Annotated in this window: 27 protein-coding genes and 1 riboswitch; of the genes, 5 read left to right on the top strand and 22 right to left on the bottom strand. The window is 37.1% G+C overall.

Annotated features, from left to right (window positions below; genetic code table 11):
* Positions 1 to 7: 7 nt before the first annotated feature.
* The gene (locus tag RVS70_RS02775) at positions 8 to 1003 is read right to left on the bottom strand and encodes an asparaginase (protein ID WP_034679381.1); all 996 of its coding nucleotides are present in this window, start codon (positions 1001 to 1003) and stop codon (positions 8 to 10) included.
* 3 nt (positions 1004 to 1006) lie between these two features.
* A complete protein-coding gene (locus RVS70_RS02770; RefSeq protein WP_026682210.1) occupies positions 1007 to 2176 on the bottom strand; it encodes an ROK family transcriptional regulator in 1170 nt (389 codons plus the stop codon).
* 342 nt (positions 2177 to 2518) lie between these two features.
* Positions 2519 to 2622: riboswitch (SAM riboswitch) on the top strand.
* Positions 2623 to 2697: 75 nt separating this feature from the next.
* Between RVS70_RS02770 and RVS70_RS02765 the strand changes: the two genes are divergently transcribed.
* Genes RVS70_RS02765 through pabB form a run of 3 tightly spaced genes read left to right on the top strand, consistent with a single transcriptional unit; the run spans position 2698 to position 6195 of the window.
* Positions 2698 to 3813: a methionine biosynthesis PLP-dependent protein gene (locus RVS70_RS02765; RefSeq protein ID WP_026682211.1), complete on the top strand. Its 1116-nt coding sequence runs from the start codon at positions 2698 to 2700 to the stop codon at positions 3811 to 3813.
* A 53-nt stretch (positions 3814 to 3866) separates the two neighbouring features.
* The gene (locus RVS70_RS02760; protein ID WP_026682212.1) at positions 3867 to 4478 is read left to right on the top strand and encodes an anthranilate synthase component II; all 612 of its coding nucleotides are present in this window, start codon (positions 3867 to 3869) and stop codon (positions 4476 to 4478) included.
* Positions 4444 to 6195 (top strand): aminodeoxychorismate synthase component I, encoded by a 1752-nt coding sequence (gene pabB / locus RVS70_RS02755; protein ID WP_026682213.1) that lies wholly within the window; start codon positions 4444 to 4446, stop codon positions 6193 to 6195. The genes RVS70_RS02760 and pabB overlap by 35 nt, the downstream gene beginning before the upstream one ends.
* A 154-nt stretch (positions 6196 to 6349) precedes the next feature.
* Here the strand turns inward: pabB and RVS70_RS02750 are convergent, their stop codons facing one another.
* A complete protein-coding gene (locus RVS70_RS02750) occupies positions 6350 to 7162 on the bottom strand; it encodes a ZIP family metal transporter (RefSeq protein WP_246484555.1) in 813 nt (270 codons plus the stop codon).
* A 276-nt stretch (positions 7163 to 7438) separates the two neighbouring features.
* Between RVS70_RS02750 and RVS70_RS02745 the strand changes: the two genes are divergently transcribed.
* Complete coding sequence (locus RVS70_RS02745) at positions 7439 to 8902, top strand: catalase (protein ID WP_051388385.1); 1464 nt, start codon at positions 7439 to 7441, stop codon at positions 8900 to 8902.
* Positions 8903 to 9052: 150 nt separating this feature from the next.
* Here the strand turns inward: RVS70_RS02745 and RVS70_RS02740 are convergent, their stop codons facing one another.
* The 11 genes from RVS70_RS02740 to RVS70_RS02690 form a co-directional block, all read right to left on the bottom strand.
* A complete protein-coding gene (locus tag RVS70_RS02740) occupies positions 9053 to 9841 on the bottom strand; it encodes a sulfite exporter TauE/SafE family protein (protein ID WP_321132477.1) in 789 nt (262 codons plus the stop codon).
* A 46-nt stretch (positions 9842 to 9887) separates the two neighbouring features.
* Positions 9888 to 10115: a sulfurtransferase TusA family protein gene (locus RVS70_RS02735; protein WP_026682216.1), complete on the bottom strand. Its 228-nt coding sequence runs from the start codon at positions 10113 to 10115 to the stop codon at positions 9888 to 9890.
* 20 nt (positions 10116 to 10135) lie between these two features.
* Complete coding sequence (locus RVS70_RS02730) at positions 10136 to 11266, bottom strand: MBL fold metallo-hydrolase (RefSeq protein ID WP_205388463.1); 1131 nt, start codon at positions 11264 to 11266, stop codon at positions 10136 to 10138.
* A gap of 15 nt (positions 11267 to 11281) precedes the next feature.
* Entirely contained in the window at positions 11282 to 11680 is a 399-nt protein-coding gene (locus RVS70_RS02725) for a DsrE/DsrF/DrsH-like family protein (RefSeq protein WP_121604973.1), read from the bottom strand.
* A gap of 12 nt (positions 11681 to 11692) precedes the next feature.
* Complete coding sequence (locus tag RVS70_RS02720; protein ID WP_121604972.1) at positions 11693 to 12265, bottom strand: sulfurtransferase TusA family protein; 573 nt, start codon at positions 12263 to 12265, stop codon at positions 11693 to 11695.
* Between the two features lie 10 nt (positions 12266 to 12275).
* Positions 12276 to 12575 (bottom strand): rhodanese-like domain-containing protein, encoded by a 300-nt coding sequence (locus tag RVS70_RS02715; RefSeq protein ID WP_026682220.1) that lies wholly within the window; start codon positions 12573 to 12575, stop codon positions 12276 to 12278.
* 72 nt (positions 12576 to 12647) lie between these two features.
* Positions 12648 to 13127 carry a DsrE/DsrF/DrsH-like family protein gene (locus RVS70_RS02710; protein WP_026682221.1) on the bottom strand — a complete coding sequence of 160 codons (480 nt, stop codon included), beginning with the start codon at positions 13125 to 13127 and terminating at the stop codon, positions 12648 to 12650.
* Between the two features lie 121 nt (positions 13128 to 13248).
* Positions 13249 to 13509 (bottom strand): metal-sensitive transcriptional regulator, encoded by a 261-nt coding sequence (locus RVS70_RS02705; protein ID WP_026682222.1) that lies wholly within the window; start codon positions 13507 to 13509, stop codon positions 13249 to 13251.
* 20 nt (positions 13510 to 13529) lie between these two features.
* Positions 13530 to 13871, bottom strand: a complete 342-nt coding sequence (locus RVS70_RS02700; RefSeq protein ID WP_121604971.1) for a sulfurtransferase — start codon at positions 13869 to 13871, stop codon at positions 13530 to 13532.
* A 77-nt stretch (positions 13872 to 13948) separates the two neighbouring features.
* Complete coding sequence (locus tag RVS70_RS02695; RefSeq protein WP_034679386.1) at positions 13949 to 14260, bottom strand: hypothetical protein; 312 nt, start codon at positions 14258 to 14260, stop codon at positions 13949 to 13951.
* Positions 14250 to 14876: a DUF1361 domain-containing protein gene (locus RVS70_RS02690; protein WP_026682225.1), complete on the bottom strand. Its 627-nt coding sequence runs from the start codon at positions 14874 to 14876 to the stop codon at positions 14250 to 14252. Before RVS70_RS02690 ends, RVS70_RS02695 begins: the two co-directional genes overlap by 11 nt.
* 107 nt (positions 14877 to 14983) lie before the next feature.
* Here RVS70_RS02690 and RVS70_RS02685 point away from each other — a divergent pair, with 107 nt between their 5' ends.
* On the top strand, positions 14984 to 15373 hold the full coding sequence (locus tag RVS70_RS02685; RefSeq protein ID WP_121604969.1) for a TIGR02328 family protein: 390 nt from the start codon (positions 14984 to 14986) through the stop codon (positions 15371 to 15373).
* A gap of 280 nt (positions 15374 to 15653) precedes the next feature.
* Here the strand turns inward: RVS70_RS02685 and splB are convergent, their stop codons facing one another.
* The 8 genes from splB to RVS70_RS02645 form a co-directional block, all read right to left on the bottom strand.
* A complete protein-coding gene (splB, locus tag RVS70_RS02680) occupies positions 15654 to 16682 on the bottom strand; it encodes a spore photoproduct lyase (protein WP_121604968.1) in 1029 nt (342 codons plus the stop codon).
* A complete protein-coding gene (locus RVS70_RS02675) occupies positions 16675 to 16917 on the bottom strand; it encodes a transcriptional regulator SplA domain-containing protein (RefSeq protein WP_371413952.1) in 243 nt (80 codons plus the stop codon). The genes splB and RVS70_RS02675 overlap by 8 nt, the downstream gene beginning before the upstream one ends.
* Before the next feature lie 183 nt (positions 16918 to 17100).
* Positions 17101 to 18195 (bottom strand): NAD(P)-dependent alcohol dehydrogenase, encoded by a 1095-nt coding sequence (locus RVS70_RS02670; protein ID WP_121604966.1) that lies wholly within the window; start codon positions 18193 to 18195, stop codon positions 17101 to 17103.
* 257 nt (positions 18196 to 18452) lie between these two features.
* On the bottom strand, positions 18453 to 19175 hold the full coding sequence (locus RVS70_RS02665; RefSeq protein WP_121604965.1) for a DUF981 family protein: 723 nt from the start codon (positions 19173 to 19175) through the stop codon (positions 18453 to 18455).
* A 53-nt stretch (positions 19176 to 19228) separates the two neighbouring features.
* Positions 19229 to 20053: a phosphoenolpyruvate hydrolase family protein gene (locus RVS70_RS02660; protein ID WP_026682231.1), complete on the bottom strand. Its 825-nt coding sequence runs from the start codon at positions 20051 to 20053 to the stop codon at positions 19229 to 19231.
* Position 20054: 1 nt separating this feature from the next.
* On the bottom strand, positions 20055 to 21281 hold the full coding sequence (locus RVS70_RS02655) for a Tm-1-like ATP-binding domain-containing protein (RefSeq protein WP_121604964.1): 1227 nt from the start codon (positions 21279 to 21281) through the stop codon (positions 20055 to 20057).
* Between the two features lie 95 nt (positions 21282 to 21376).
* Positions 21377 to 21541: a hypothetical protein gene (locus RVS70_RS02650; protein WP_161629282.1), complete on the bottom strand. Its 165-nt coding sequence runs from the start codon at positions 21539 to 21541 to the stop codon at positions 21377 to 21379.
* Between the two features lie 51 nt (positions 21542 to 21592).
* Complete coding sequence (locus RVS70_RS02645; protein WP_026682233.1) at positions 21593 to 22804, bottom strand: phosphoenolpyruvate hydrolase family protein; 1212 nt, start codon at positions 22802 to 22804, stop codon at positions 21593 to 21595.
* Between the last annotated feature and the right edge of the window lie 99 nt (positions 22805 to 22903).

Below are 22903 nucleotides of genomic sequence, written 5' to 3'. Positions count from 1 at the left end.
CCCCCTCTTATAATCGAATTTTTGTTTCTCCAACCACTTTCCCATTATCATTGAAGATTTCGTTTGATCGAATATTAAGCAAACGATCAATCGTTTCTTTATTATGATAATTTAACTTTTGTAGTAGCTTAGCTACTAATAGTGGCCAAATTAATTCAGAACCAGTTAACACCTTTAAGGAAATGCTTATTTTTTCTCTCTTTAACGCCAAGCAATAGACTCCTTGAGCTCCTCCTTTTGCAATAATATTTTCATCCTCAAGCAGAGCTGTACAAATAAAGTTATGTGAAGCGACAATTCTAGGGTGTTTGTTCATAACTTCTCCTATTCTTTTTACAGCCGTTGCAACCCGACTATCATGTATCATCGAAGGCTGAATGAACTTTAAGAATGAAATAGCCATGTTTTTTAGCGGAACGCTATGAACAGGAACTCCACAACCATCAATTGCGGTTTTCATTTCTTTCTTCGGGGTTTCCGACAAATCTGCTACATAGTTTAAAACTTCTTGTTGAAGCGGATGACCCAACCATTCATAGTTTGATAGATCATAGTTTTTCTCTCTGGAATAAGCAAGAAACCCCAAATGCTTACCGGAACAATTATGCAAAAGTTTACGTTTAGGTAAATGCTCCCAGATATAGGAAATCTTTGGTTGTTCATTTAAGGGATAGCTCTGTTGGCAGACCAGCATGTCTTCTGACAATTGCAGTTTATTCATTAAACGTTCTAAAGCCTCTTGATGATAGGATTCACCTCTTTGAGATGCCGTAAATAAAGCTGCTTCTTCGGTTGTTAAATCATACTTTTCCATAATATCTGTGGTGAATAAGGGAATTGCTTGTAATGGTTTCATCGCTGACCGATAAAAAACGGACTGCTTTACATCACCGTATTCATAAAGTATTTCCTTCTTTTCATTTAAAACACAAATCAATCCCTGATGAACATTTTCTAATGTTCCTCCTCTATATTCTTCAGCAATAATAGGTGTTGATATCATAGGTTAAACCCCACTCTTTTCATGAATATTTTTTATAAAATGCTGTAGTACAATCATGGCAGCTCCTATCACAACGCCATCTTCTCCCGTTTTTGTAGTGCGTAATTGAAATGTCTTCATGACAGGTGCCCACATCTGATTCTCACACTTTTCAATAATTTGATCTTTAATTTGCGGAAACCTTTCAATTAAACTACCAGCAAGAACGACGGAATCTGGATTGTATACGCAAACAACATTATTAATCGTAATTGCTGCATAGGTAATTGCTTTATCAACTATATTTCTTGCCCACTTTTCTCCATTTTCATATTCAATGATTAAGGCCTGAATATTTTCAATCTCTTTTGTTTTAGATGCTTCATCTAACAAAAACTTTTCAGCAATATACGTTTGGAGACAGCCAAAATTCCCACATGGACAATAAATTCCATAAGGATCAACGATAGTATGTCCGATTTCTCCTGAGAAGTTTCCTTCACCTCGATAGATTTCTCCTTTCTTTATTAACGCAGAACCTACCCCACTACCAAAACCAATCATTGCCATATACGCTTTTTTTGGTTCAGGATCACTAATATACTCAGCAAGCGCTTTCAATTTTAATTCATTGTCCACGAATACGGTAAAGCCTACTTTCTCTTCAACCATCTCTTGTAAAGGGATATTTTTCCAATCAAATTGCGCAGATAATTTCACCTCACCTTTGTCATTCTCAATAAGTCCTGGTAAGCCAATACAAACTCCAGCAATTTGATCCGATGTAAGATTTTCGTCGTCAATCATTTGTAATATATGGTCTGCTATAAATTGAACTGTTGCCACTGGATCTATTGATTGATAGTCAAAGTACTTCAGAATGGTTAACTTTCCTATAAAATTCATTAAACCGATCCGAATAACTTTCTGGTCAATTTCAACACCAATTGAGAATACAGAATGTTCATTTGGAATAAAATAAGTGGCCTTCCTGCCAATTCCTTCGCTAGACATATTCATCTCTCTTATTAGCTTATTTTCTTGTAATGATGCAACAATTCGAGAAGCAGAAGTAGGACTCATCGACGTTTGTTTGGCAATTTCGGCACGTGAGATCGGACCTTGATTAAGAATTATTTCTAAGACTAAACTTCTATTTTCTTTTTTTAAAAAATCTTGATTCTTAATTTTCATTTGATCACCTATTAACATCATGTAATTAATAACCAGAATTAAATGGCTTTTTCCATTGATTTTTTACTATTTATTATATTTTTCCAGTATTTAACCAAATAGTTTCTCCTGTGAAGTTATTAATAGTATAGATTAGCGAGAAAAATTAGTCAACTAATTTTTAGAATGTTTTAACTAATTTATTTCTTGCGATATTTCGTATCTGCTTTTATTTTCCACTTATCTTCAGATGAAACCATGTTATCTAAATGCTGTAAACTGTACATTGGAGTAAATCCCTAAGTTTCCCTTGACAAATAGCAAAAACAACTGTAATCTATTTTAAAAATTACATAAACTATTTTCTTATCCAGAGAGGTGGAGGGACTGGCCCTTTGAAGCCTCGGCAACAGACTTATAAAGAGAACTGTGCCAATTCCAGATGCTCGAAAGCATGCAGATAGGAAGAGTAACCGAATGATGTAAGCCTCTTCTTATTTAATTAGAAGAGGCTTTTTTCATCGAATGAAGGGATGGATATTATGTCACGAAGAAGCATTGAAACAGAATTAGTACAATTAGGAAATAAGAGTGATAAAGCTACTGGAGCAGTTAGCGCACCTATTTATTTGTCAACTGCCTACCAGCACCACGGACTGGGACAATCATCAGGCTATGATTACTCAAGAACGAAAAATCCTACAAGAACCTTACTAGAGGAAGGAATCGCTAAATTGGAATCCGCTGACAGTGGGTATGCTTGCAGTTCTGGAATGGCAGCCATTCAATTAGTATTCTCTCTTTTTAATGCTGGGGATGAACTCATTGTAACGAGTGATGTATACGGAGGAACGTACCGATTATTAGAGCATTACGCCGCTGCATATCAAATTCAGACAACATATACAGATTTCAAGAATGACGGAGAAACGCGGCGACTGATATCCTCGAAAACAAGAGCAATCTTTATTGAAACACCTACAAATCCCCTAATGCAAGAGATAGATATTGTAAAAGTTGCGGAATTAGCGCACCAATATAATGTACTATTAATTGTTGACAATACTTTTCTGACCCCGCTACTTCAACGGCCAATTGAGTCAGGGGCTGATATCGTCATTCATAGTGGCACGAAATACATTGGTGGTCATAACGATGTACTCGCTGGATTAGTAGTGGCAAAAGGTAAATCCTTGTCTGAAAAATTAGCCAATTACCACAATGCTTCAGGTGCTGTGCTATCACCTTTTGACTCTTGGCTATTAATTCGAGGATTAAAAACACTTGCGCTTCGGGTGGAAAAACATGAAGCCAATGCAAAGCTTATCGTATCCTTTTTGCAAGAGCATCCAATGGTTGATAATGTTCTATATCCAGGAAGAGGTGGTATGTTATCTTTTCGCTTACGAAAAAGTAAATGGATAGATCCTTTCCTTCAAAGTTTGAAGCTTATCATTTTTGCTGAAAGTTTAGGAGGGGTGGAAAGTTTTATTACTTATCCAGCAACACAAACTCACGCTGACATACCTAGAGATGAAAGAATAAAGCGTGGTGTTGACGACCAACTGCTACGGTTTTCAGTTGGAATTGAACAACCAAATGAATTAATAGAGGATTTAAAACAAGCATTAATTGAAGTGGATACATATGCTTATTAACCTACATTTGCTATAATAACGCATGAAGTGTTTATAAGAGAGTAGGTAACTACATGATATTAGTCATCGATAATTATGATTCATTCACATTTAATCTTGTACAATATATGAAGCAGCTAAACCAGCAAGTATATGTCGCTCGCAATGATGAAATCTCAATAGCAGACATTAAACGATTAAACCCATCTAGCATATTGCTCTCTCCTGGACCTGGAAACCCGGCTTCTGCAGGTATATGTCTAGAGATTGTAAGAAAACTGTATACGCTATATCCAATAATTGGAATTTGTTTAGGGCATCAAACGATTGCTCAAGCCTTTGGTGCTAGTATTGTAAAAGCCAAACAACCAATGCATGGTAAGGTTTCAATGATTACCCATGATCATAAAGGTATATTCAAAAAGCTTAAAAATCCGTTAGCTGTCACAAGGTATCATTCACTTATTGTTCAGGAGGCTACCCTACCTTCTTGCTTTGAAATAAGCGCAAAATCAGTTACAGGTGAGATTATGGCAATTCGCCATAAAACTTATCCAATAGAAGGAATTCAAGCTCATCCTGAAGCAATACTATCCGAACAAGGGCTACAGTTATTAGAGAACTTTTTCACACGAAAGGTTGGACAAATAGATGCATTCGCCAAAAAAACCACTCCTATTCTTTGACTTTGCCAATCATTTAGGTAATAAACAGCCCATGACCTTTAAAGATCCCATTACTATTATAACCACTACAAAGTTAGAAGAAGTAATACCTTGTATGCAATCTATTCAACAGTATATCGAAGCTGGTTACTATGCAGCTGGATACCTTGCATATGAAGCAGCGCCTGCCTTTGATCCGGCTCAGCAAGTAAACAACTGTAGTACCTTGCCACTATTGTGGTTCGGTATTTTCGCTCAGCCATCAGATGAAATAATGGCTGATACTAAAGCCTTTCATTTAACAGAGTGGAAACCTACAACTTCCCTTGAAGATTATCAACAAAATTTGAAAATGATAAAGCAACATATCGAGAACGGAGACACCTATCAGGTTAATTACACAGTCCGGCTACAGAGCCAATTTAACGGTGATACTCGAAGTTATTTTCAACAATTGGCACAAGCGCAATCAGCTAATTATGCAGCCTATCTGGACATTGGAGACCATTCGATTCTGTCTGCATCCCCTGAATTATTTTTCCATTTAAGGGATGGCAAGATAACGACAAAACCAATGAAAGGTACCGTTAAACGAGGCAATTCACAGCAGGAGGATAAGCAACTTGCAGATTGGCTTTACCATTCTGATAAAAACAGAGCAGAGAATGTAATGATCGTAGATTTATTACGAAATGATTTAGGGTTAATTGCAAAACCTGGTACTGTTAAGGTTCCGAAGCTTTTTGCAATTGAACGTTATCCAACCGTTTTTCAGATGACATCTACCGTAGAAGCTGAAGTTGATAGTGATATTACTACCATTTTTAGAGCATTATTCCCTTGCGGCTCGATTACTGGAGCACCTAAGATTAACACGATGAAAATAATTAATCAGCTAGAAGATTCGGCAAGAGAGGTATACTGTGGAACAGTAGGTTATATTACCCCGGAAAAAGAGGCAATTTTTAATGTACCGATACGTACTGTCCTAGTAAATAATACAACCGGTAATGCACTATACGGGGTAGGCGGTGGTATTACTTGGGATTCGACTGATGATGAAGAATATACCGAGATTTTAACGAAAGCATTATTTCTTAGTAAGGCTCAATCATCAGTGGAACTTTTAGAAACTATTTCCCTTATAGATAGTGAATATTATCTAATCGATTACCATATGAACAGATTAGAAAAATCTGCAGCATACTTTTCAATACCACTTCATCGGGACAAGCTTTATAAACTACTGGTAGAAACCGCCAATCAACATAGTATCGGTTCCTTTAGAGTACGATTGGTTATTTCTAACCTAGGAGATATAACCATATCTGCTGAGAAGGATGTAACGACGTTGCCTGCTTCTCCTGCTAAGGTGGAGCTTGCGAAATACCCAATTAACAAGAAGGATGTCTTTTATTATCATAAGACAACCCATCGATCCATATATCAGGTTTTCCTTAATGAATTCCCTGAAGCTTTTGATGTGCTTTTGTGGAATGAACAGCGCGAGTTAACTGAATTTACAATCGGAAATTTAGTTGTTGAAATAAATGGTGGTCTTTATACACCCCCCCTTGAATGTGGCTTATTACCGGGGACATTTCGTCAAAAACTTTTAGATGATAACATTATTTCAGAACGAAAAATTAGAATAGAAGAAATTAAAAATTGCGCAAATATATGGTTGATTAATAGTATACGTAAATGGGTACCAGTTGTGGTTCACATAAAGGATTAGTGGACATGCACAAACAAGGCAAATATGGTAGATATAGTATGGCTAAAAAAAGAACCTGCTAGCCATTTAGTTAAGGCTGAGGCGCCGATAATAGAGGCTTTCAGCCACAGAGCAAACCACCAGTTCTAACTACTCTGGTGGTTTTGATTTGGAATTAACCAAGGGCCACATCTAAAATCATCATTATAGTAAAACCAATCATTAAACTCATGGAAGCAAGGTCTTTGTTCCCTTCCTCCTGCGAACCAGGAATTACTTCTTCTGCTACCACAAATATCATTGCCCCGGCTGCAAAGCTCAGAGCATATGGTAACAATGGTTGAATAAAGGTAACAGCAACTGCACCAATTATTCCTGCAATCGGTTCCACCATACCTGAAAATTGCCCGTACATAAAGCTCTTCCTTCTTGACATACCTTCTCTGCGAAGTGGCATAGAAACAGCTAAACCTTCCGGGAAGTTTTGAATACCAATACCTATTGCTAGAGCAATTGCACCTGTGATAGTCGATGTTGATAAATCTGCTGCAATTGCCCCAAATGCAACCCCTACTGCTAAGCCTTCTGGAATATTATGCAACGTAATTGCCAAAACTAAAAGCGTACTTCGCTTTTTTCTAGTGGGATGTATGCCTTCCGCATCCTTCATTGGAGAGGTTGGATGTAAATGTGGCAGTACTTTATCAATGCTCCAAAGAAATAGCCCTCCTAGCATAAATCCAACAGCTGCTGGAATCCATGCAATTGTTCCGCTAGCTTCTGCCATATCCAATGCAGGCGAAAGAAGGGACCAAAAACTAGCCGCTATCATTACTCCTCCTGCAAATCCGAGCATAGCATCCATCAGTCGTTGATTAAAGTTCTTTGTAGTGAAGACTAGCGCCGCACCAAGTGCTGTCATTCCCCAAGTAAATAATGTCGCAATTGTAGCTTGTACTACTGGATGTAACGATAAAAAGTAATCCATCACATTCAACTCCCCTTTCTCAACAGCAACATAAACAAATATTATTACAATTCCTCTTATAGCATACGTTTAATTAACAACATATATTTTTAAAATTACTACGTGAATAGCTTACTCCTTTTCATTCTGGTTATTCAAGTAAGCTGTTTTAAGCTTATGGATTTATGTTGTCCGAGATTTTTTTATTCCTAGGGAATGAAATCATAATTATCTAAAAATCTACATACATAATAATGTAACATCGAGAATGAACATGCAAACACGGGAGGTACGACAATGGATCGTAATAATGGTTGGTTTAATCAAGAACATAATAATTCTCTAAATAAGTCTAATTCGAATCAATCACCTGTCCATAAACAGAAATCGAATCAGCAGGATAAACATTCTAAAACATCTCACAAAGCTCAAAAGTGGGCAGAGGATTTACCTGCAAAGCTACACTCACAGACTGTTGGTAAAAGAGGTCCTGTTCTAGAACAAGATAATATTGTTCATGAAACCCTTGAATCATTTGTACATGAAAAAATGATAGAGCGACCAGTACATGTAAAAGGCTTCGGAGCATTTGGCTATTTTGAGACAATAAATGCAATGTCTGAGTATACAAAACTCTCCTTTTTACAATCCCCTGGTCATAAAGTTCCCGTTGCAGTAAGGTTTTCGCTTGCTGTAAGCACAAAAGGCACACCAGATACATCCCGAAACGTTCGCGGATTTTCTACGAAATTCTATACAACGAACGGCATTTTTGATTTAATTTGTAATCATATTCCGGTCTTCTCTGTCCGGGATGCGATTCGTTTTCCAGAATCCATCAAAGCTTTTTTGCCATCGCCCAAAAATAATCTACTTGATCCTGAAAGATTCTGGAGCTTTGTAGCTCGAGCACCTGAGTCCACCCATTTTGTTGTTAGAATTTATTCTGACGCAGGAACGGTAAAAAGTCTTCGCCATCTACCGGGACATAGTGTGAACACTTATGTGTGGAAAAACGCTAAAGGAGTAAGACATTACATAAAATACCATTGGATTCCTTTTGAGGGAGTAGAATATATAGATAGCTGTGAAGCAACAAAGCTTGCGGGTGAAAACCCGGATATCGCTGGTCAAGATTTATATGATACAATCGCTGCTGGAAAGACTGTAGAATATGGTCTATACGTGCAGCTAATGGACCCTGCTGATACAGATAAGCTTCCCTTCGATCCGTTAGATGATACAAAGGTCTGGGATGAGCAGCAATATCCAATGTTGCCTGTTGGAAAAATGGTATTAAATCGAAATCCTGATAACTATATGGAGCAAGTGGAAAAGATCGCTTTTTCACCTTCTAACCTTTTAGAAGGTGCGGAGTTATCGGACGATAAAATGCTACAGGGTCGAGCCAATATTTACTGGGATTCACAGCGCAGACGAATCGGACCCGATTTCCGTAAAATTCCGATCAACCATCAAGAAAATTGGTGGCCAGGCGACCTTGTTACGAGTGGCAGTGACAGGTATGTGGAAGGTAGGCTTGCCAGGTCGGGAACCCCCAAGCAAGATGACTTTGCACAGGCTGGAGCGTATTATAACTCTCTCCCAGTGCAACAACAAAAACATTTAGTAACTAATCTCGCTAGGGATCTCACTGGAATTTCTCCTGAAATACGTAGCATTGTTTTAAAATATTTATATAATGCTGCATCGGAATTAGGAGAGCAGACTTCTCATCAAATTGAAAGACTAACCAAATAAAGTGAGACTTCAATCAGTTGGGAGATTTTGTTTATCTCCCACTTATCCATATTGGTTTCACTTTTTTGCTGGAAATGGGTCTATACTGCCAATTATATGTGGGATAAATCAGTAATTATATCGATTCAATAACGTATCGCGTAAACTAATTTATGATCCGAGAATATCCAACCAAATTTTAATGGCTGTTCCTAAGATAAGAATTGCTAATATCCACTGTAAAAGCTTTGTATTTACCTTTTTCCCAAAATTAGCTCCCAATGGTGAAGCAATCAAGCTTGCCACAATCATAAGAATTGCTGGAATGAATAAAACTTGTCCTGTCAACAACTTTCCTGTCGTTGCACCAATAGAAGAAATGAAGGTGATAGCTAAGGAAGTAGCAATTGTCATTCTTGTCGGTATCTTTAATACAAGTAGCATAATCGGGACCAAGATAAATGCTCCAGCAGCACCAACGATACCAGCACCGATACCTACTAAAAAGGCGAGAAATGCTGCAAGCCATTTATTAAATTTCACTTGATCCATCGGAATATCATCAATTCCCTTTTTAGGTACGAACATCATGACAGCTGCTATGGTAGCAAGAATACCGTAAACAAGGTTTACTCCGCCATTACTCATAAATTGCGATCCATAGCCACCAATAAAACTACCAAGTAAGATGCTAATACCCATATAGATGATTAAGGTTACATTTAAATACCCACCTTTATGATAGGCCCAAACACCACCTATAGTGGCAAATAATACTTGTACCGCACTTATTCCTGATACTTCGTGGGCAGTAAACGCCGTTAATCCGACCAATGATGGTATATATAAAAGCATTGGATACTTTATAATAGATCCACCAATACCAACCATACCAGAAATAAATGACCCAATAAATCCGATTAAGAAAATGGTAACGATAAACAATAGACTATATTCCATATCTAAATCCCCCTAAATAGAGAGGGCTCACCTAAGTGAGCCTCCTTTATCCTTTTTTAACCCAAAATTTTAATATATTATCCTCTTCTGTATCCTTCAGCAATTCATGTCCCCCTGCCTTAGCCCATGCCGTAAGATCACTCTTTGAGCCCTGATCAGTTGTATGAACCTCCAGTATATCTCCAGAATTCAATTCTTCCATTGCTTTCTTTGTACGTACAATTGGCATTGGACAAGCCAACCCTTTTGCATCTAATACTTTTGTTGATTTCATCATAACTTCCTCCTTTAAAATTAACCTTCAACCGCACAACGGTTAGGGCCAGTTTCCATTTCTTTTTGTTTCTCTTGATCTGGGTCAATTTTACCCATGTTGGTTCTCCGAATATCCTGATAATCATTTGGTTGTGGTGGTAAATTTTCCGTCACCATTTTACGGAACTCTTGTTCACCCTCTACCTGTAATCCTTCATTTCTTGCATAAAGATCACCTAATCGTGCTGATACTTCTCCACCTTCTCCTAATTCCTCAGCAAAAGAGTAGTGAGCTGGGAGAACAATTAAATTATTAGAAAGCTCTTTATAGCGAGAATAAAGTGTTTCACGTAGATCACCTACCCAATCTTCCGCTAAACCCGCTAAATCTGGACGACCAATTGATCGAACAAATAGAATATCACCAGTTAATAGATAGGTATCGTCAATAATGAATGACGTACTTCCAATGGTATGGCCAGGTGAATAGATAGGCTGTACCTTTACCTCCGTATTCCCAACGATGATATCGTTACCTTCTTGTAAAGGTGTAAAATCAAATGTTACCTCTTCTGCATCCTTTGGAGGAAGGTAATACGTACCTCCAACTTTTTCAGCGAGTTTTCGACCACCAGAAATATGATCTGCATGAAGGTGAGTATCAAGTAAGTGTTTTATTCGTACTTCCTTTTCGTTTGCAAACTCCTCATAAACATCTGTCATACGTGCAGTATCGATAATTGCGGCTTCTCCATTTGATTGGACAAAGTAAGAAAGACAGCCTTTTCCTAAACGTACGAATTGGTATAATGACCCACCCTCTTTTAGATCACCGATTTTAATAGGCTCTAAGTGCTCGCTCCAGGCCTTCATACCTCCTTCTAAGCTATACACAGTAATATATCCTTCTTCCTCTAGGAGATCGGCTACCATCTCAGATGAACCACCTTTAGCACAAACAACAATTATTTCTTGGTCTTTTGATAGCTTATTAGCCACAGGATCAACACTATCTAATAAGTTGAAGTATGGTTCATTAATAACTTCAACTTGTCCCCCTTCTATTTTCCAATTATCAAATTCATCTGTATTTCGCACATCTAAAATAATAATTTTCGTATGATTAATAATTTTCTGAGCCAATTCTTTAGTTGAAATTGTTTTTGCCATTACTCTTCCTCCTAACTAAAATGATAATGAAATATTGGCATCTTTGGCATATTCAATAAAGGTAGCTGCTCCACCAACTTCTATACCTTCAACAAAGGCTTTCTTTTCTAACTTCATAACATCCATTGTCATCTGGCAAGCTATCATTTTCACTCCCATTTCTTGAGCAATAGCTACAAGCTCCTTAATGGATGGAACATTCGCTTGTTCAAAGCCTGTTTTAAAATCCTCTTTTCCTTCTGGAAGTGGCAAATTTTTATACTTATCTTGATGAATGAGGTTCAATCCCTCAAACGTAAAGAATATCCCTACCTCAGCATTAGACGCAGCTGCTGCTGTTGCTATATTAAAAACTTTATATGCATCAAATAACGTCCCATTTGCTGCGATAATTGCTACTTTTGTATTTGACATTTTACTTCCTCCTTAACGTTCATTTGCTAATGGACCATCCCATTTGGACATACCTGGTACAACATTCCATATATTGGTGAATCCTGCTTCTGTTAACTTTTGGGCAGCTAAATCACTTCTGCTCCCGGTACGGCAAATAATATATAATTCTTTTTTCTTATCTAGTTCTTCGAAGCGTTCTACCAATTCACCAAACGGAATATTTACTGCCCCAGGTATATGGCCAAAGGCAAATTCGGCTGGCTCACGTACATCTAAAACAGTAATAGTTGCACCCTCTTTGTATTTAGCTTGCAAGGTAGATAGTTCAGCTATTTTCTCATATTTCTTTTCTTCTTTAGCTTCAGCAACACTTGCTTTGCGTACATAGTGCTTTAATATATCATCTTCTTCAACAGTGCCTAAATATTGATGACCTGTACTTTCTGCCCATGCTTTTAAATCAGCTGTCGAACCTTTGTCAGTTGCCTGCACCTCCATTACCTGACCTGGATCTAATTCTTTAATAGCTTTTTTTGTTTTTACAATTGGCATTGGACAAGCCAATCCTTTTGCATCCAAGACATCATTTGCTTGTATACTCATGTAATCCCTCCTATTTTTCTAGTTCTTCTTCCCAATTGAGCATGCCGCCAGCAACATTCGTAACATCAAATCCTTTATCTTCTAAAAATGTAGCTGCTTTTCCACTTCTACCACCGGATCGACACACCATATAATAGTGTCTCTTTTGATCTAATTCTCCTAATTTATCAGGAATATCACCCAATTTAATGTGATTAGCTCCAGGTATTTTTCCTTGAGCTACTTCATTATCTTCGCGGACATCTATAATATATAGTTTTTCTCCCGCCAAAACCTTTTGAGCTAATTCCTTGGTAGTAATCTCCTTCATTACACTTTCCTCCTATTCATTCACAGTTGGTAAAACACATATACTGGTACAGGTATATAAACCCAAAAAAAATTAGATAAATAGATTTACATTCCCATCCTGAGCATCACCAATATAAGCAGCAACACCACCATACTCAATTTCATCTAATAATTCCTCTTTTTGTAATCCAAGTAGATCCATTGTCATTGTACAGGCAATTAATTTTACATCTTGTTCTTGAGCCATTTCTACTAACTGAGGAAGTGGTATAGCATTATGCTTTTTCATAACACTTTTTATCATTTTGGGACCCATCCCTAAATAGTTCATTTTAGATAATCCCATTTTATCAGTACCTTTTGGCATCATTTTCCCAAACATCATTTCCATAAAACCTTTTTTTACTGGAACTTGATTTTCTTTACGTAATGCATTTAACCCCCAAAAGGTATGAAAAATAGTCACCTCATGGTCATATGCAGCAGCACCGTTAGCAATAATATAAGCGGCCATTGCTTTATCATAGTCCCCGCTAAATAATACAATTGTTGTTTTCTTTTTTTCAGTCATCTTCACAGCACCTTCTTTCGGATTTTACTAATACCCGCACGGGTATTATATCGTTTATAAAAAATAGGGTTAAGTTAACCCCTCCTACATGGTAGTAGTTTGCTGCTAGTTTGTCAATGTGTTACCTGCTCTTAACCAGTAATTGTACTGCTTCCTGTATAATTTCCTCTGAGCTTTCACCATTTTCTTTTTCTTCTCGAATACACTGTTCTAAGTTTGTACTTACAATCAGTGCAGCCGTACGATCAATTGCACTTCTTACAGCAGACATTTGCGTAACAATATCACGGCAATCTTTTTCGTCTTCCATCATCTTTAACAAGCCTCTAATCTGCCCCTCAACCCGCTTCATTCTATTTTTCACATTCGAATTGTACTTCATTTCTCCAGCCCTCCTTTCCTTTATTCATTAGCAGCTACATGATAGCCTACAACGTGCTTTCCTTTTTTTCGTAAAAAACGAGAGCTTAAATTTTTATCAACCCGATCCTTTGCTACAATGATGAGTTTATGATTTGGTAATTCATTATAATAACGATGAAGGTACGGCATTGGTAAACAACACGCATTATCAATCATGTCCTGTGATGATATTTGGTAGTCTCTCGTATCTACAATGGTTATCTTATCATTACATGAGGAGACACGATCAATATTTATTTTTCCAATACCCCAAACGGGTATATATCGTCGATAAAGGACAAGCAATAATAAACTAATCATAACTAATAGTAAGACAGTCATATTTCCCTCCTTGTTTCCTGTAATCTACATCCATATTATACCCCTATAGGTATAATGTCAAGGAGGTATTTTATTTATTATGGAGAAGCAAATAAGCCGAAGACAGCAAAAAGCAGTAGGTATTGAGCCAAAACAAGTAAATAAGCAGTCCGCCAATCCCTTCGTTCCATTGAGGCTATTTGCAGAAAATTGTTAAGTCGTTTTTCAAGTTTAATAATTTGATAGATATATATATTTAGACCTAATGGGAAAAGAATGCCAATAACTTTCCAAATTTTTGCTTGCTCATACTTATGAAATAGATATGTAATGTAGCATTGCGAAATAATCACAACTGCTGCTAGTAGTAATAGAACAATATATAATTCTGTCCATAGATTATGTACCATTTTTAACACCTACTTCATCTAAAAACAACCAGCATATAATTATCTGCAATATCGTCATCCAACCTATAAATAGAACAGAAGAATAGTCTAGTGAATGAACAATTTGAAAAACTACAGTTAATGGCTCTGTAAAAATGTGAATAGAATGGAAGCGTAAAAACCTACCAATATATACACCAATACTTGATAATATAATCATTAATAGTAATATCAAATTCATCCACTTTGACCTTCCTAAAAAGGCTCGGACTTGGTCCATCATTAGCACATAATAAAATAAAGCCAAAAATACGCCACTAACTAATATCGTAAAATTCCACCATTCCTTCAACTCTAGTCCTTCCATAAAATCAAAATCAAAAAAAGTTAGGTGAATTAAATCTGTTACTACATAAATAGCATTTGGAGATAGCAAAATAAAAGTAACAACAAAAAACATACTCATCACTATTTCTTTATTATTTCTTATTCGAAATAGAGGAAGTAAAAAAGAAAGCTCTAATGCAGCAAAAGCAAGAAATAAATTAAAAATCATAAACGAATAGGTTGTATCAAAACATAATAACACTAAAATATAAAGGAAAAAGATAATTCTTGCCTTTGATCGCTTACTCATAATTAAGCTCCCCTTCATTTGTACATTTATCTATATTACAATGAGAAGATACGATGTGCAACGATATCGTTTATTTATGAGATAGATATAGTAAGGAGGTTTTTTCAATGCGTCTTTGGCACGAATCCCTAATTAAAGCTTTGCCACGTCAACAATTACTAGGACAACACCGTGAATGCTGTGCGTTACGAGGCAAGGGATGGGGGAAAAAACATGCTACGGTAAATTATGTGTTCCACTACTCCCCATATCTACTTTTTTTATATCATAAACGCATTATGATTGAAATGAAGAAGAGAGAATATAATATTGATCCATCATGGGAAGATCCATATTACCGGGGGAAAAATTCAGAACCACATGATGCCGAAAGTTTTTACGGTATGGATGCAAATCGTAACATCGATCATCCCATATACCCCGAGCATAATAATTCATATTTGCAGGAATGTATCGATAACTTAAGGGAAAAAGGGGTTATTCTTAGTAACCGTTGATCAAAAAGCTTGGCAATACTATACCCTATCCTCTAAAAAAGAATGGTCTATTACGGAATGTTGAGATTTTGTACTGCATTGTGGGAGATTACTTCACTGTCAAACTTTTGGATCCCTTCAGGGGCATTATTGGGGCCCACTCTCGCTAGGAGAGCCATTGTATTTTACCTACGCTACTTAGTTTAGATAATCTAACATCAAATAAAGCCGAGCCAATTCAAAGACAAGCTAAAGCGTTTCGAATAGGCTTGGCATTCACATATGTTGTCACGGTCTAACATTACGTAAAATATTCTATGTTAGACTCTGGAAAATATTTATGAATATATCCACCTAACGTATCCTTCATATCTTCTTGCTCCTCATCCATATAAACGTATTTTCCTATTCCGTACCTTCCCCACTTCCACTTCCGTTTCGATTCATCTAATTCCAATTTTGTCATTGGATAATTTTCTTGAATGACTCGTTTAGCTGGCTTGGTAAATCGATGCTGAATCATTTCAAACGTTAGATCCTTTTTCGCTTTCGTTGATAAAGCTGCTTCTAATTTTTCAAACATTTCATGATACCCTTGCTTCCAACCATCATGTAGATAAATCGGGGCAACGATAAACCCTAATGGGTATCCAGCCTCTGCTACCTTTACAGCAGCTTCAATACGTTCATTCAACCGAGATGTGCCAGGTTCAAAATATTTAATGATGTAGTCATCATTTATACTAAAACGAAATCGAGTTCGACCATTATGTTTTGCATCTAATAAATGATCAACATGTGCAAATTTGGTCACAAACCGTAATTGGCCATATTCCGATTGGCCAAAGTATTCAATGGCCCGTTTTAAAGTATGTGTTAGGTGGTCTACTCCAACTATATCTGACGTACATGATGCCTCAAATCGTGTTGTTTCAGGCGCTCTTTCGTCCATATATTGCTCTGCGGCTTCGAATATCTCATCTACATTGACGTAGGTCCGAATATACGGTTTACTTCCCATCGTTGTTTGTAAATAGCAATAATGACAATGCCCCATACATCCAGTAGCAAAAGGAATAGCATATTCAGCTGATGGCTTTGAGGTATCGAACTTTAAGGTCTTACGCAGTCCAACAACTAGTGTAGACTTAGCTACTCGATATCTTTGAAAATGATTATCCCCCGGCAAATTTCTAACTTGATTATGAGATGTTGTTTCTCTAATCTCAATACCCATATCCTCAAACTTCGTGATTAATTTTTTACCTAGTGGATATGTCAATGCATTAGGTTCAACATAGACAAGCTGTGGAACAAATGGTTTAACCATAGTAGTCTCCTTGTTCTGGTAAGCCAAAAGCTGCCTGATATGCCTCTTCGGCTTCATTAGCAGACTTATATACGGCAATCTCGTCCGTTAATGGATAATAGGTTTCATATATAAACAGGGCTAATTCTTGTGGCAGTTCAGGATTTTCTACCACCGCCGCCTGTTGAACCTGGGCAACATCCTGTGCGTGCGGATTGCGAATGATAACATAAACTACTTCACCAGGTTGATACATATTATTAATCTCCATCTAATCACCAAACTTCTACAATTATTATCCTTATTATGTGCAATCACCATTGATTTAAAACTAACAATCGTATTAATTTGCTATACTTTGCGCTATACGCTATATATATAAATAAAAATGAAGCGAACAAGCTATTCGCTTCATTTTTATTTATAGTTATGGAAAATACTATTCAGCCATTTTTACAATAGGCTTAATCGTCACACCATTCTTTGAATCTGCAAAGGCTTCATTAATTTGCTCGAACTCATAAAACTTAACTAATTTATCAAACGGAAATTGTCCATTTTTATAATACTCAACTAGCTGAGGAATAAATACTTTAGGTATGGCGTCCCCTTCAATTACTCCCATAATCGTTTTGCCTTCTGCCATGATATCATTATGCACATCAAACGTTATTTCTGGTGTAACACCAACAATTGCACATTGTCCTAAAGGGCGAAGCGCATGTATGGATTGTTTTACCACAGGAGGAACTCCAGTTGTATCAATGGCATAGTGCGTTCCCCCATTGGTTATTTCTTTTATTTCTTTCACAACATCCTCTGTCGTTTTACTATTTATAGCATGAGTTGCACCTAATTCTTTTGCCAATTCTAGACGACTCTCCTGAATATCTACAGCTATAATTTGCTTACATCCTTGAATCTTAGCAGCCATAACTGCGCTTAATCCAACAGCACCACTACCGTATATTGCAATTGATGAACCAAATTCGGGTTTTAATTTATTTAAAACGGTACCGCTGCCAGTTTGGATTCCACATCCAAGTGGTCCTAATAATGCTAAGTCAACATCTTTATCGACTTTCACAACATTTTTCTCATTAGCAACAGCAAATGTTCCAAAAGAAGATTGTCCAAAGAAAGTGGATAATGCTTGTCCATTCTGATGAATTCTATATGTTCCATCCTCCATCTTTCCTCCGAAATTCAAATCATTGAATGCTAGACAAACAGATGGATGCCCTGTTAAACAGTTTTCACAATGCCCGCATGAAGCAAATGCAATGACGACATGGTCGCCAGGCTCAATTGTAGTGACTGCATCTCCAACCTCTTGAACAACACCTGACCCCTCATGACCCAGTACGGCGGGGAATGGTGCAAGGCCCGCATCTCTGGCTACTGCATCGGTATGACATACACCAGAAGCTACAATTTTAATAACAACCTCATTGGGTTTAGGTTCAGAAAGCTCCACCTCTTCTAGTTTAAAATCATCACCTTGACTATGTGTAACAGCTGCTTGAACCTTCAAACATATACAACTCCTATCTTTTAGTTATTTATAATTATTTAGTTACTATATATTATTATACACTGATATATCGGAACTAACGATAAATGTGCTTGAGACAAGACAAAATACTGCATCATACCAAAACAAGTAAGCTTCATACCATATGTCCAGCTAGAATATGTTACCCATCAAAACGCTAAAATAGTAAAAAGGTAAACAAGTTACGGTAAACTCGTTCACCTTTTTAAACTGTATAACAGCCAAGAACAAATGAATCACATCGTGTTAACAATTAGTCCGATATGGGTAAAATAATTCATCACACCAAATAAAACAAAAACCCATCCTGCAATAGTCCAAGCCATTTTAATAATGATTAATAAGCTTTTATTAGGCTTTGGCTTTAGGATAAATGGAAATAACACTGCCCCCAGCCCTGTAATCGCGTATAATCCTGAAATAAACATTGCCTCGATTAGCGGATAATCTGCAAATGCACCCGAAATCGGTTCTTCTGGTGGAGCAGCAAATAACTGATAAGTTACTCCAGCAATCGCCACTGAAAAAAGTGCTAGCCCCATTGCTGCAGCAAAATAAGCTAATGGTTTTAACAAATAAGGTAGCTCCTGTTGTAACTTTTCAGAAACCGTCTTATTATGGTTCATATTTATACCTTCAGCCATATATACGTTTGACTTTCTCCATAATAAAATAGCAGCTGCCAACAACATTACCCCAAAAGCTAAGGATGGTTCTCCAAAGATGATATCATCGAAGGGAAATCCAATTTTAGACAACGGCCATGTTAAGCTCATATGCGTACCAGTTATTGTAAGGATAAAACCAGGGATAGCAAAGCCAATGGCCCACCCCTCCAGCTGTCCAACGCGCCCTCTGTTCACATGTGATGCAAATCGCAGAATTAATAATAAACCTACACCAGTTGCTACCGCCATAATCGTATTATACACCTGCGTTACTGACCAATCGATAACCATTTGTACTCCCCCTTGTTTAAACATTTCTTCCCATTATAGCTAAATTAATTACGTTAGTTTCGAATATCTTTAAAAGCTTCTGCTTGCTCTTTGATACCTTTTTCAGCAGCAAACCTTTCAATACTTGATGCTCCAAAGAATCCTACAATACCATCTACTCTTTCGATTACATATGCTGCATCTTCCGGTTCGGCTATCGGTCCACCATGACAAATAGCTGTAATATCTGGATTTACGGACTTCCCAGCATCGATGATTTTTTGAATTCTTTCTACACAGTCATCTAAAGTTAACGCAGTTTTAGCTCCAATCGTTCCTTTTGTTGTGAGTCCCATATGCGCAACCAATATGTCTGCTCCAGCTTCCGCCATTTTTCTCGCTTGCTCCTCATCAAACACATACGGAGTTGTGAGCATATCTAATTCATGCGCTTTTTTAATCATATCAACCTCAAGATCATATCCCATGCCCGTTTCCTCTAGATTTTGTCTGAACACCCCATCAATCAAACCAACCGTAGGGAAATTCTGTACACCACTAAAGCCTTGTGACTTTAATTGCTTTAGAAATACATCCATCACTCTAAATGGATCTGTACCATTCACCCCTGCAAGTACAGGTGTGTGATGAACAACTGGTAACACTTCGCTCCCCATTTCTACAACAATTTGGTTTGCATCACCATACGAAAGTAATCCTGCTAATGATCCACGACCAGCCATCCGATATCGACCAGAATTATAAACAATTAGCATATCCGCACCACCAGCTTCACTACTTTTAGCAGTTATACCTGTGCCAGCTCCCACACCTAATAATATTTTCCCTTCATTGACCTCTTCTTTAAATCGATTTAAAATTTCTTCGCGTGAATACAATTTAGTTCTCTCCTTTTTTAGCTTCCATTAATTGAATTAACTTTTCAGCTGCCGCTTCAGCAAAAGCTTTGTCATTAATAACATTATCAAGCTCTATCAATTGTACTTTTGAACGATCTACTTTTTCCTTTAACGTATCAAATAACATCGTATCCTCTTCAGGACCATAAAAGTCCTGTCCCTTTACATCTAGTCCAGAAAGCCCTTTTAGCGGTAATATAAGAGCAGTATCTCCCTCAGCCTTATTTAATTTGGCTGCGATAGCTTCACCGATTTGCTTATTTTCTTCAACGCTCGTACGCATTAATGTAACGGTAGGGTTATGCCTATAAAAATTTCGACCCGCGTAATGCTTTGGAACAGTATCATACGGTCCGAAGTTCACCATGTCCATTGCACCAACAGATACAACCTGAGGAATACGATGTTTCGCCGCTGCTTCTAATCGATGTGGGCCAGCTGCTAATACACCACCAAATAGCTCATCTGCCCATTCTGTTGTTGTTAAATCAAGCACACCCTTAATAAAACCATTCTCAATAAGGTTTTCCATTGTACGGCCACCAACTCCTGTAGCATGGAAAATTAATGTTTCATATCCCTGTTTTTCCAAATATGCTTTTGCATAGTTAATACAGGGAGTCGTTAACCCAAACATTGTCGCAGCGATTAAAGGTTTTTTTTCAATCGTTGTTTTGTTTTCATATGTCAGCATTCCAGCAATTGCAAAGACTGCATTTGTGAAGATTTTGGTAGAAATAGAGTTTAATCCAGCTACATCAACAATAGAAGGGTACATCATAATATCACTTGTCCCAACATATGGCTCCGTATTTCCGGATGCAACTGTTGATACCATAACTTTTGGTACACCGATAGGCAGTGCTCTCATGCCAGGTGTAACGATAGAAGTACCTCCTGTTCCACCAAAAGATAGAATGCCGTCAAATTTTCCTTCATCATATAGTTTTGGCAGTAGTAGTTCCATACCTTTAGAGAGGACGAGCGTAGCATGAGCTCGATCCTTTGCCGCTACGATTTGTTGTTTATCTTCCCCAGCCGCAACAAATACCTCTGTATTAGATACATCTGGAGGAAAAACAGGGTCGAAAACACCTGTATGAATAGTCAATGTTTGAAACCCAAGTGATTCAATCAACTCTTTAACGTATTGAAACTCTTTACCCTTTGAATCAAAAGTACCTGCTAATGCAATTGTTTTCGACATTTCCAACTCCCCTTTTCTTTTAATAATTTAAAAACGTAACATCTACCTTTGCTAGCTGGCTACACATTCAATTTTGGTTAGGTTAAATCTGTTATTTAGTCTACAATGTCCTGTCCTGCTTTAAAGGTAGCTGGAGGAAAAGTTAAAATTGCTCCAGAAAACTTCGCACGAAAAAAGCGATATCTTTTCAAGGATGTGATGACATTAGCAATGACCCATTGCTTCAGTGCGGGGTAATCTCTATCTTTTTGCAATTTCAATTTATCCCTCTATCCCAATGATATCGCTTTCTTCGCGGAAAATTAATGTATTTATGTTCGTTTATTTTGTCCTAATGTTTGTTTTTTATATTGCTTGGGTGATAATCCATATCTTTTTTTAAATATCTTACTAAATTGCGTATAGTTTGGATAACCAACCATTTCTGAAATTGTCGAAAAAGGAAGATCTTTTTCGTACATAATTTCAATGGCCCTATTTAATCGAAAGTTAATTAAATAGTTAACGAATGAAATCCCCATCTCTCCTTTAAACAATGTGCTTAAATAAGTCCTAGATAGGTTTAAGATACTCGCAAGATCATTCAAGGTAATTTGCTCCATATAATGTGTACTTATATAATCTTTAATAAACGCAATATAATCTTGTTTACTACTAAAGCCGTTTATAATTTTTTGCATAAATTCTTCATACTTCACATCATACGTTTGCTTAAATGACTTGGTTATTTTCATAATAAGTTGCTCTGCTGGTATCCTTTCAAAGACAGAACCACCGATATAACCATTTATATCCGTTCCATCATACATAAACTGTACATCAATTGGCTTGTTAACTGGCCCCCCGTAAACCATCTTAATGACAGGCCGATTAAATTGATTACATACACTAAATATGGCTATTGCTATTCGTTTGGCTGATTGCAAGGATTGTATTTGTTTTGCGCCTAGTATCCCACCTGTTGTTAAACCAAGGTGGACACATATGATATCTGCGCCAGCTTGTAGCATGGCTTTTGCTTGGCTTTCATTAAAGACAAAGGCAACAGTAAACAGGCCACGTTGACTTGCAATACGAATTGCCTCAACTTCCCTTTGATACGATATTCCTTGCTCCTCGAGTGCTTCGCGAAAATCACCATCAATTAATCCTAGTGTTGGATAGTTATTTATTCCAGCAAAACCATGATCCTGAATCTTTTTTATGTAAGCCTCTAAATTAATCGTTGGATCAGTTGCAAACAAACCAAAAATGGTGGGTATTTTTTTAATTACAGGCAATAATTCCTTTAGAGCAAAATCCATAACGACGCTATTACTATTTGCATATGGCATAAACCCAGCAAGTGAGCTAACACCCATTTGACGAAATCGACCCGAACTTAACGCCAGTATAAAATCTGCACCACCTTGTTCCGCATATTTTGCTGTTAAACCAGATCCAGTAGCTACACCAATGATATGATTTTTAGTTTTTAGTTGTTTATATAAATTATCTAAAATCTTTTCTTTAACCGATTCCATTTTTATTCTCCATGAAACATTATTTACGTGCAGTGGTGCCACTCCGCGTATTGTTCTTATTTAATCCATCATAGCATATAGAGACAGATTACTATAATG

This window comes from Virgibacillus sp. M23, assembly GCF_034190895.1.
GTDB lineage: Bacteria > Bacillota > Bacilli > Bacillales > Amphibacillaceae > Virgibacillus > Virgibacillus salarius.
The sequence above is the reverse complement of the archived record's forward strand: the minus strand, read 5'-3'. Positions and strand labels throughout refer to the sequence as shown.

Coding starts and splice junctions, on each gene's coding strand:
- RVS70_RS02775 (WP_034679381.1), bottom strand. CDS start 1,003: ATGATATCAACACCTATTATTGCTGAAGAATATAGAGGAGGAACATTA.
- RVS70_RS02770 (WP_026682210.1), bottom strand. CDS start 2,176: ATGAAAATTAAGAATCAAGATTTTTTAAAAAAAGAAAATAGAAGTTTA.
- RVS70_RS02765 (WP_026682211.1), top strand. CDS start 2,698: ATGTCACGAAGAAGCATTGAAACAGAATTAGTACAATTAGGAAATAAG.
- RVS70_RS02760 (WP_026682212.1), top strand. CDS start 3,867: ATGATATTAGTCATCGATAATTATGATTCATTCACATTTAATCTTGTA.
- pabB (WP_026682213.1), top strand. CDS start 4,444: ATGCATTCGCCAAAAAAACCACTCCTATTCTTTGACTTTGCCAATCAT.
- RVS70_RS02750 (WP_246484555.1), bottom strand. CDS start 7,162: ATGGATTACTTTTTATCGTTACATCCAGTAGTACAAGCTACAATTGCG.
- RVS70_RS02745 (WP_051388385.1), top strand. CDS start 7,439: ATGGATCGTAATAATGGTTGGTTTAATCAAGAACATAATAATTCTCTA.
- RVS70_RS02740 (WP_321132477.1), bottom strand. CDS start 9,841: ATGGAATATAGTCTATTGTTTATCGTTACCATTTTCTTAATCGGATTT.
- RVS70_RS02735 (WP_026682216.1), bottom strand. CDS start 10,115: ATGAAATCAACAAAAGTATTAGATGCAAAAGGGTTGGCTTGTCCAATG.
- RVS70_RS02730 (WP_205388463.1), bottom strand. CDS start 11,266: ATGGCAAAAACAATTTCAACTAAAGAATTGGCTCAGAAAATTATTAAT.
- RVS70_RS02725 (WP_121604973.1), bottom strand. CDS start 11,680: ATGTCAAATACAAAAGTAGCAATTATCGCAGCAAATGGGACGTTATTT.
- RVS70_RS02720 (WP_121604972.1), bottom strand. CDS start 12,265: ATGAGTATACAAGCAAATGATGTCTTGGATGCAAAAGGATTGGCTTGT.
- RVS70_RS02715 (WP_026682220.1), bottom strand. CDS start 12,575: ATGAAGGAGATTACTACCAAGGAATTAGCTCAAAAGGTTTTGGCGGGA.
- RVS70_RS02710 (WP_026682221.1), bottom strand. CDS start 13,127: ATGACTGAAAAAAAGAAAACAACAATTGTATTATTTAGCGGGGACTAT.
- RVS70_RS02705 (WP_026682222.1), bottom strand. CDS start 13,509: ATGAAGTACAATTCGAATGTGAAAAATAGAATGAAGCGGGTTGAGGGG.
- RVS70_RS02700 (WP_121604971.1), bottom strand. CDS start 13,871: ATGACTGTCTTACTATTAGTTATGATTAGTTTATTATTGCTTGTCCTT.
- RVS70_RS02695 (WP_034679386.1), bottom strand. CDS start 14,260: ATGGTACATAATCTATGGACAGAATTATATATTGTTCTATTACTACTA.
- RVS70_RS02690 (WP_026682225.1), bottom strand. CDS start 14,876: ATGAGTAAGCGATCAAAGGCAAGAATTATCTTTTTCCTTTATATTTTA.
- RVS70_RS02685 (WP_121604969.1), top strand. CDS start 14,984: ATGCGTCTTTGGCACGAATCCCTAATTAAAGCTTTGCCACGTCAACAA.
- splB (WP_121604968.1), bottom strand. CDS start 16,682: ATGGTTAAACCATTTGTTCCACAGCTTGTCTATGTTGAACCTAATGCA.
- RVS70_RS02675 (WP_371413952.1), bottom strand. CDS start 16,917: ATGTATCAACCTGGTGAAGTAGTTTATGTTATCATTCGCAATCCGCAC.
- RVS70_RS02665 (WP_121604965.1), bottom strand. CDS start 19,175: ATGGTTATCGATTGGTCAGTAACGCAGGTGTATAATACGATTATGGCG.
- RVS70_RS02655 (WP_121604964.1), bottom strand. CDS start 21,281: ATGTCGAAAACAATTGCATTAGCAGGTACTTTTGATTCAAAGGGTAAA.
- RVS70_RS02645 (WP_026682233.1), bottom strand. CDS start 22,804: ATGGAATCGGTTAAAGAAAAGATTTTAGATAATTTATATAAACAACTA.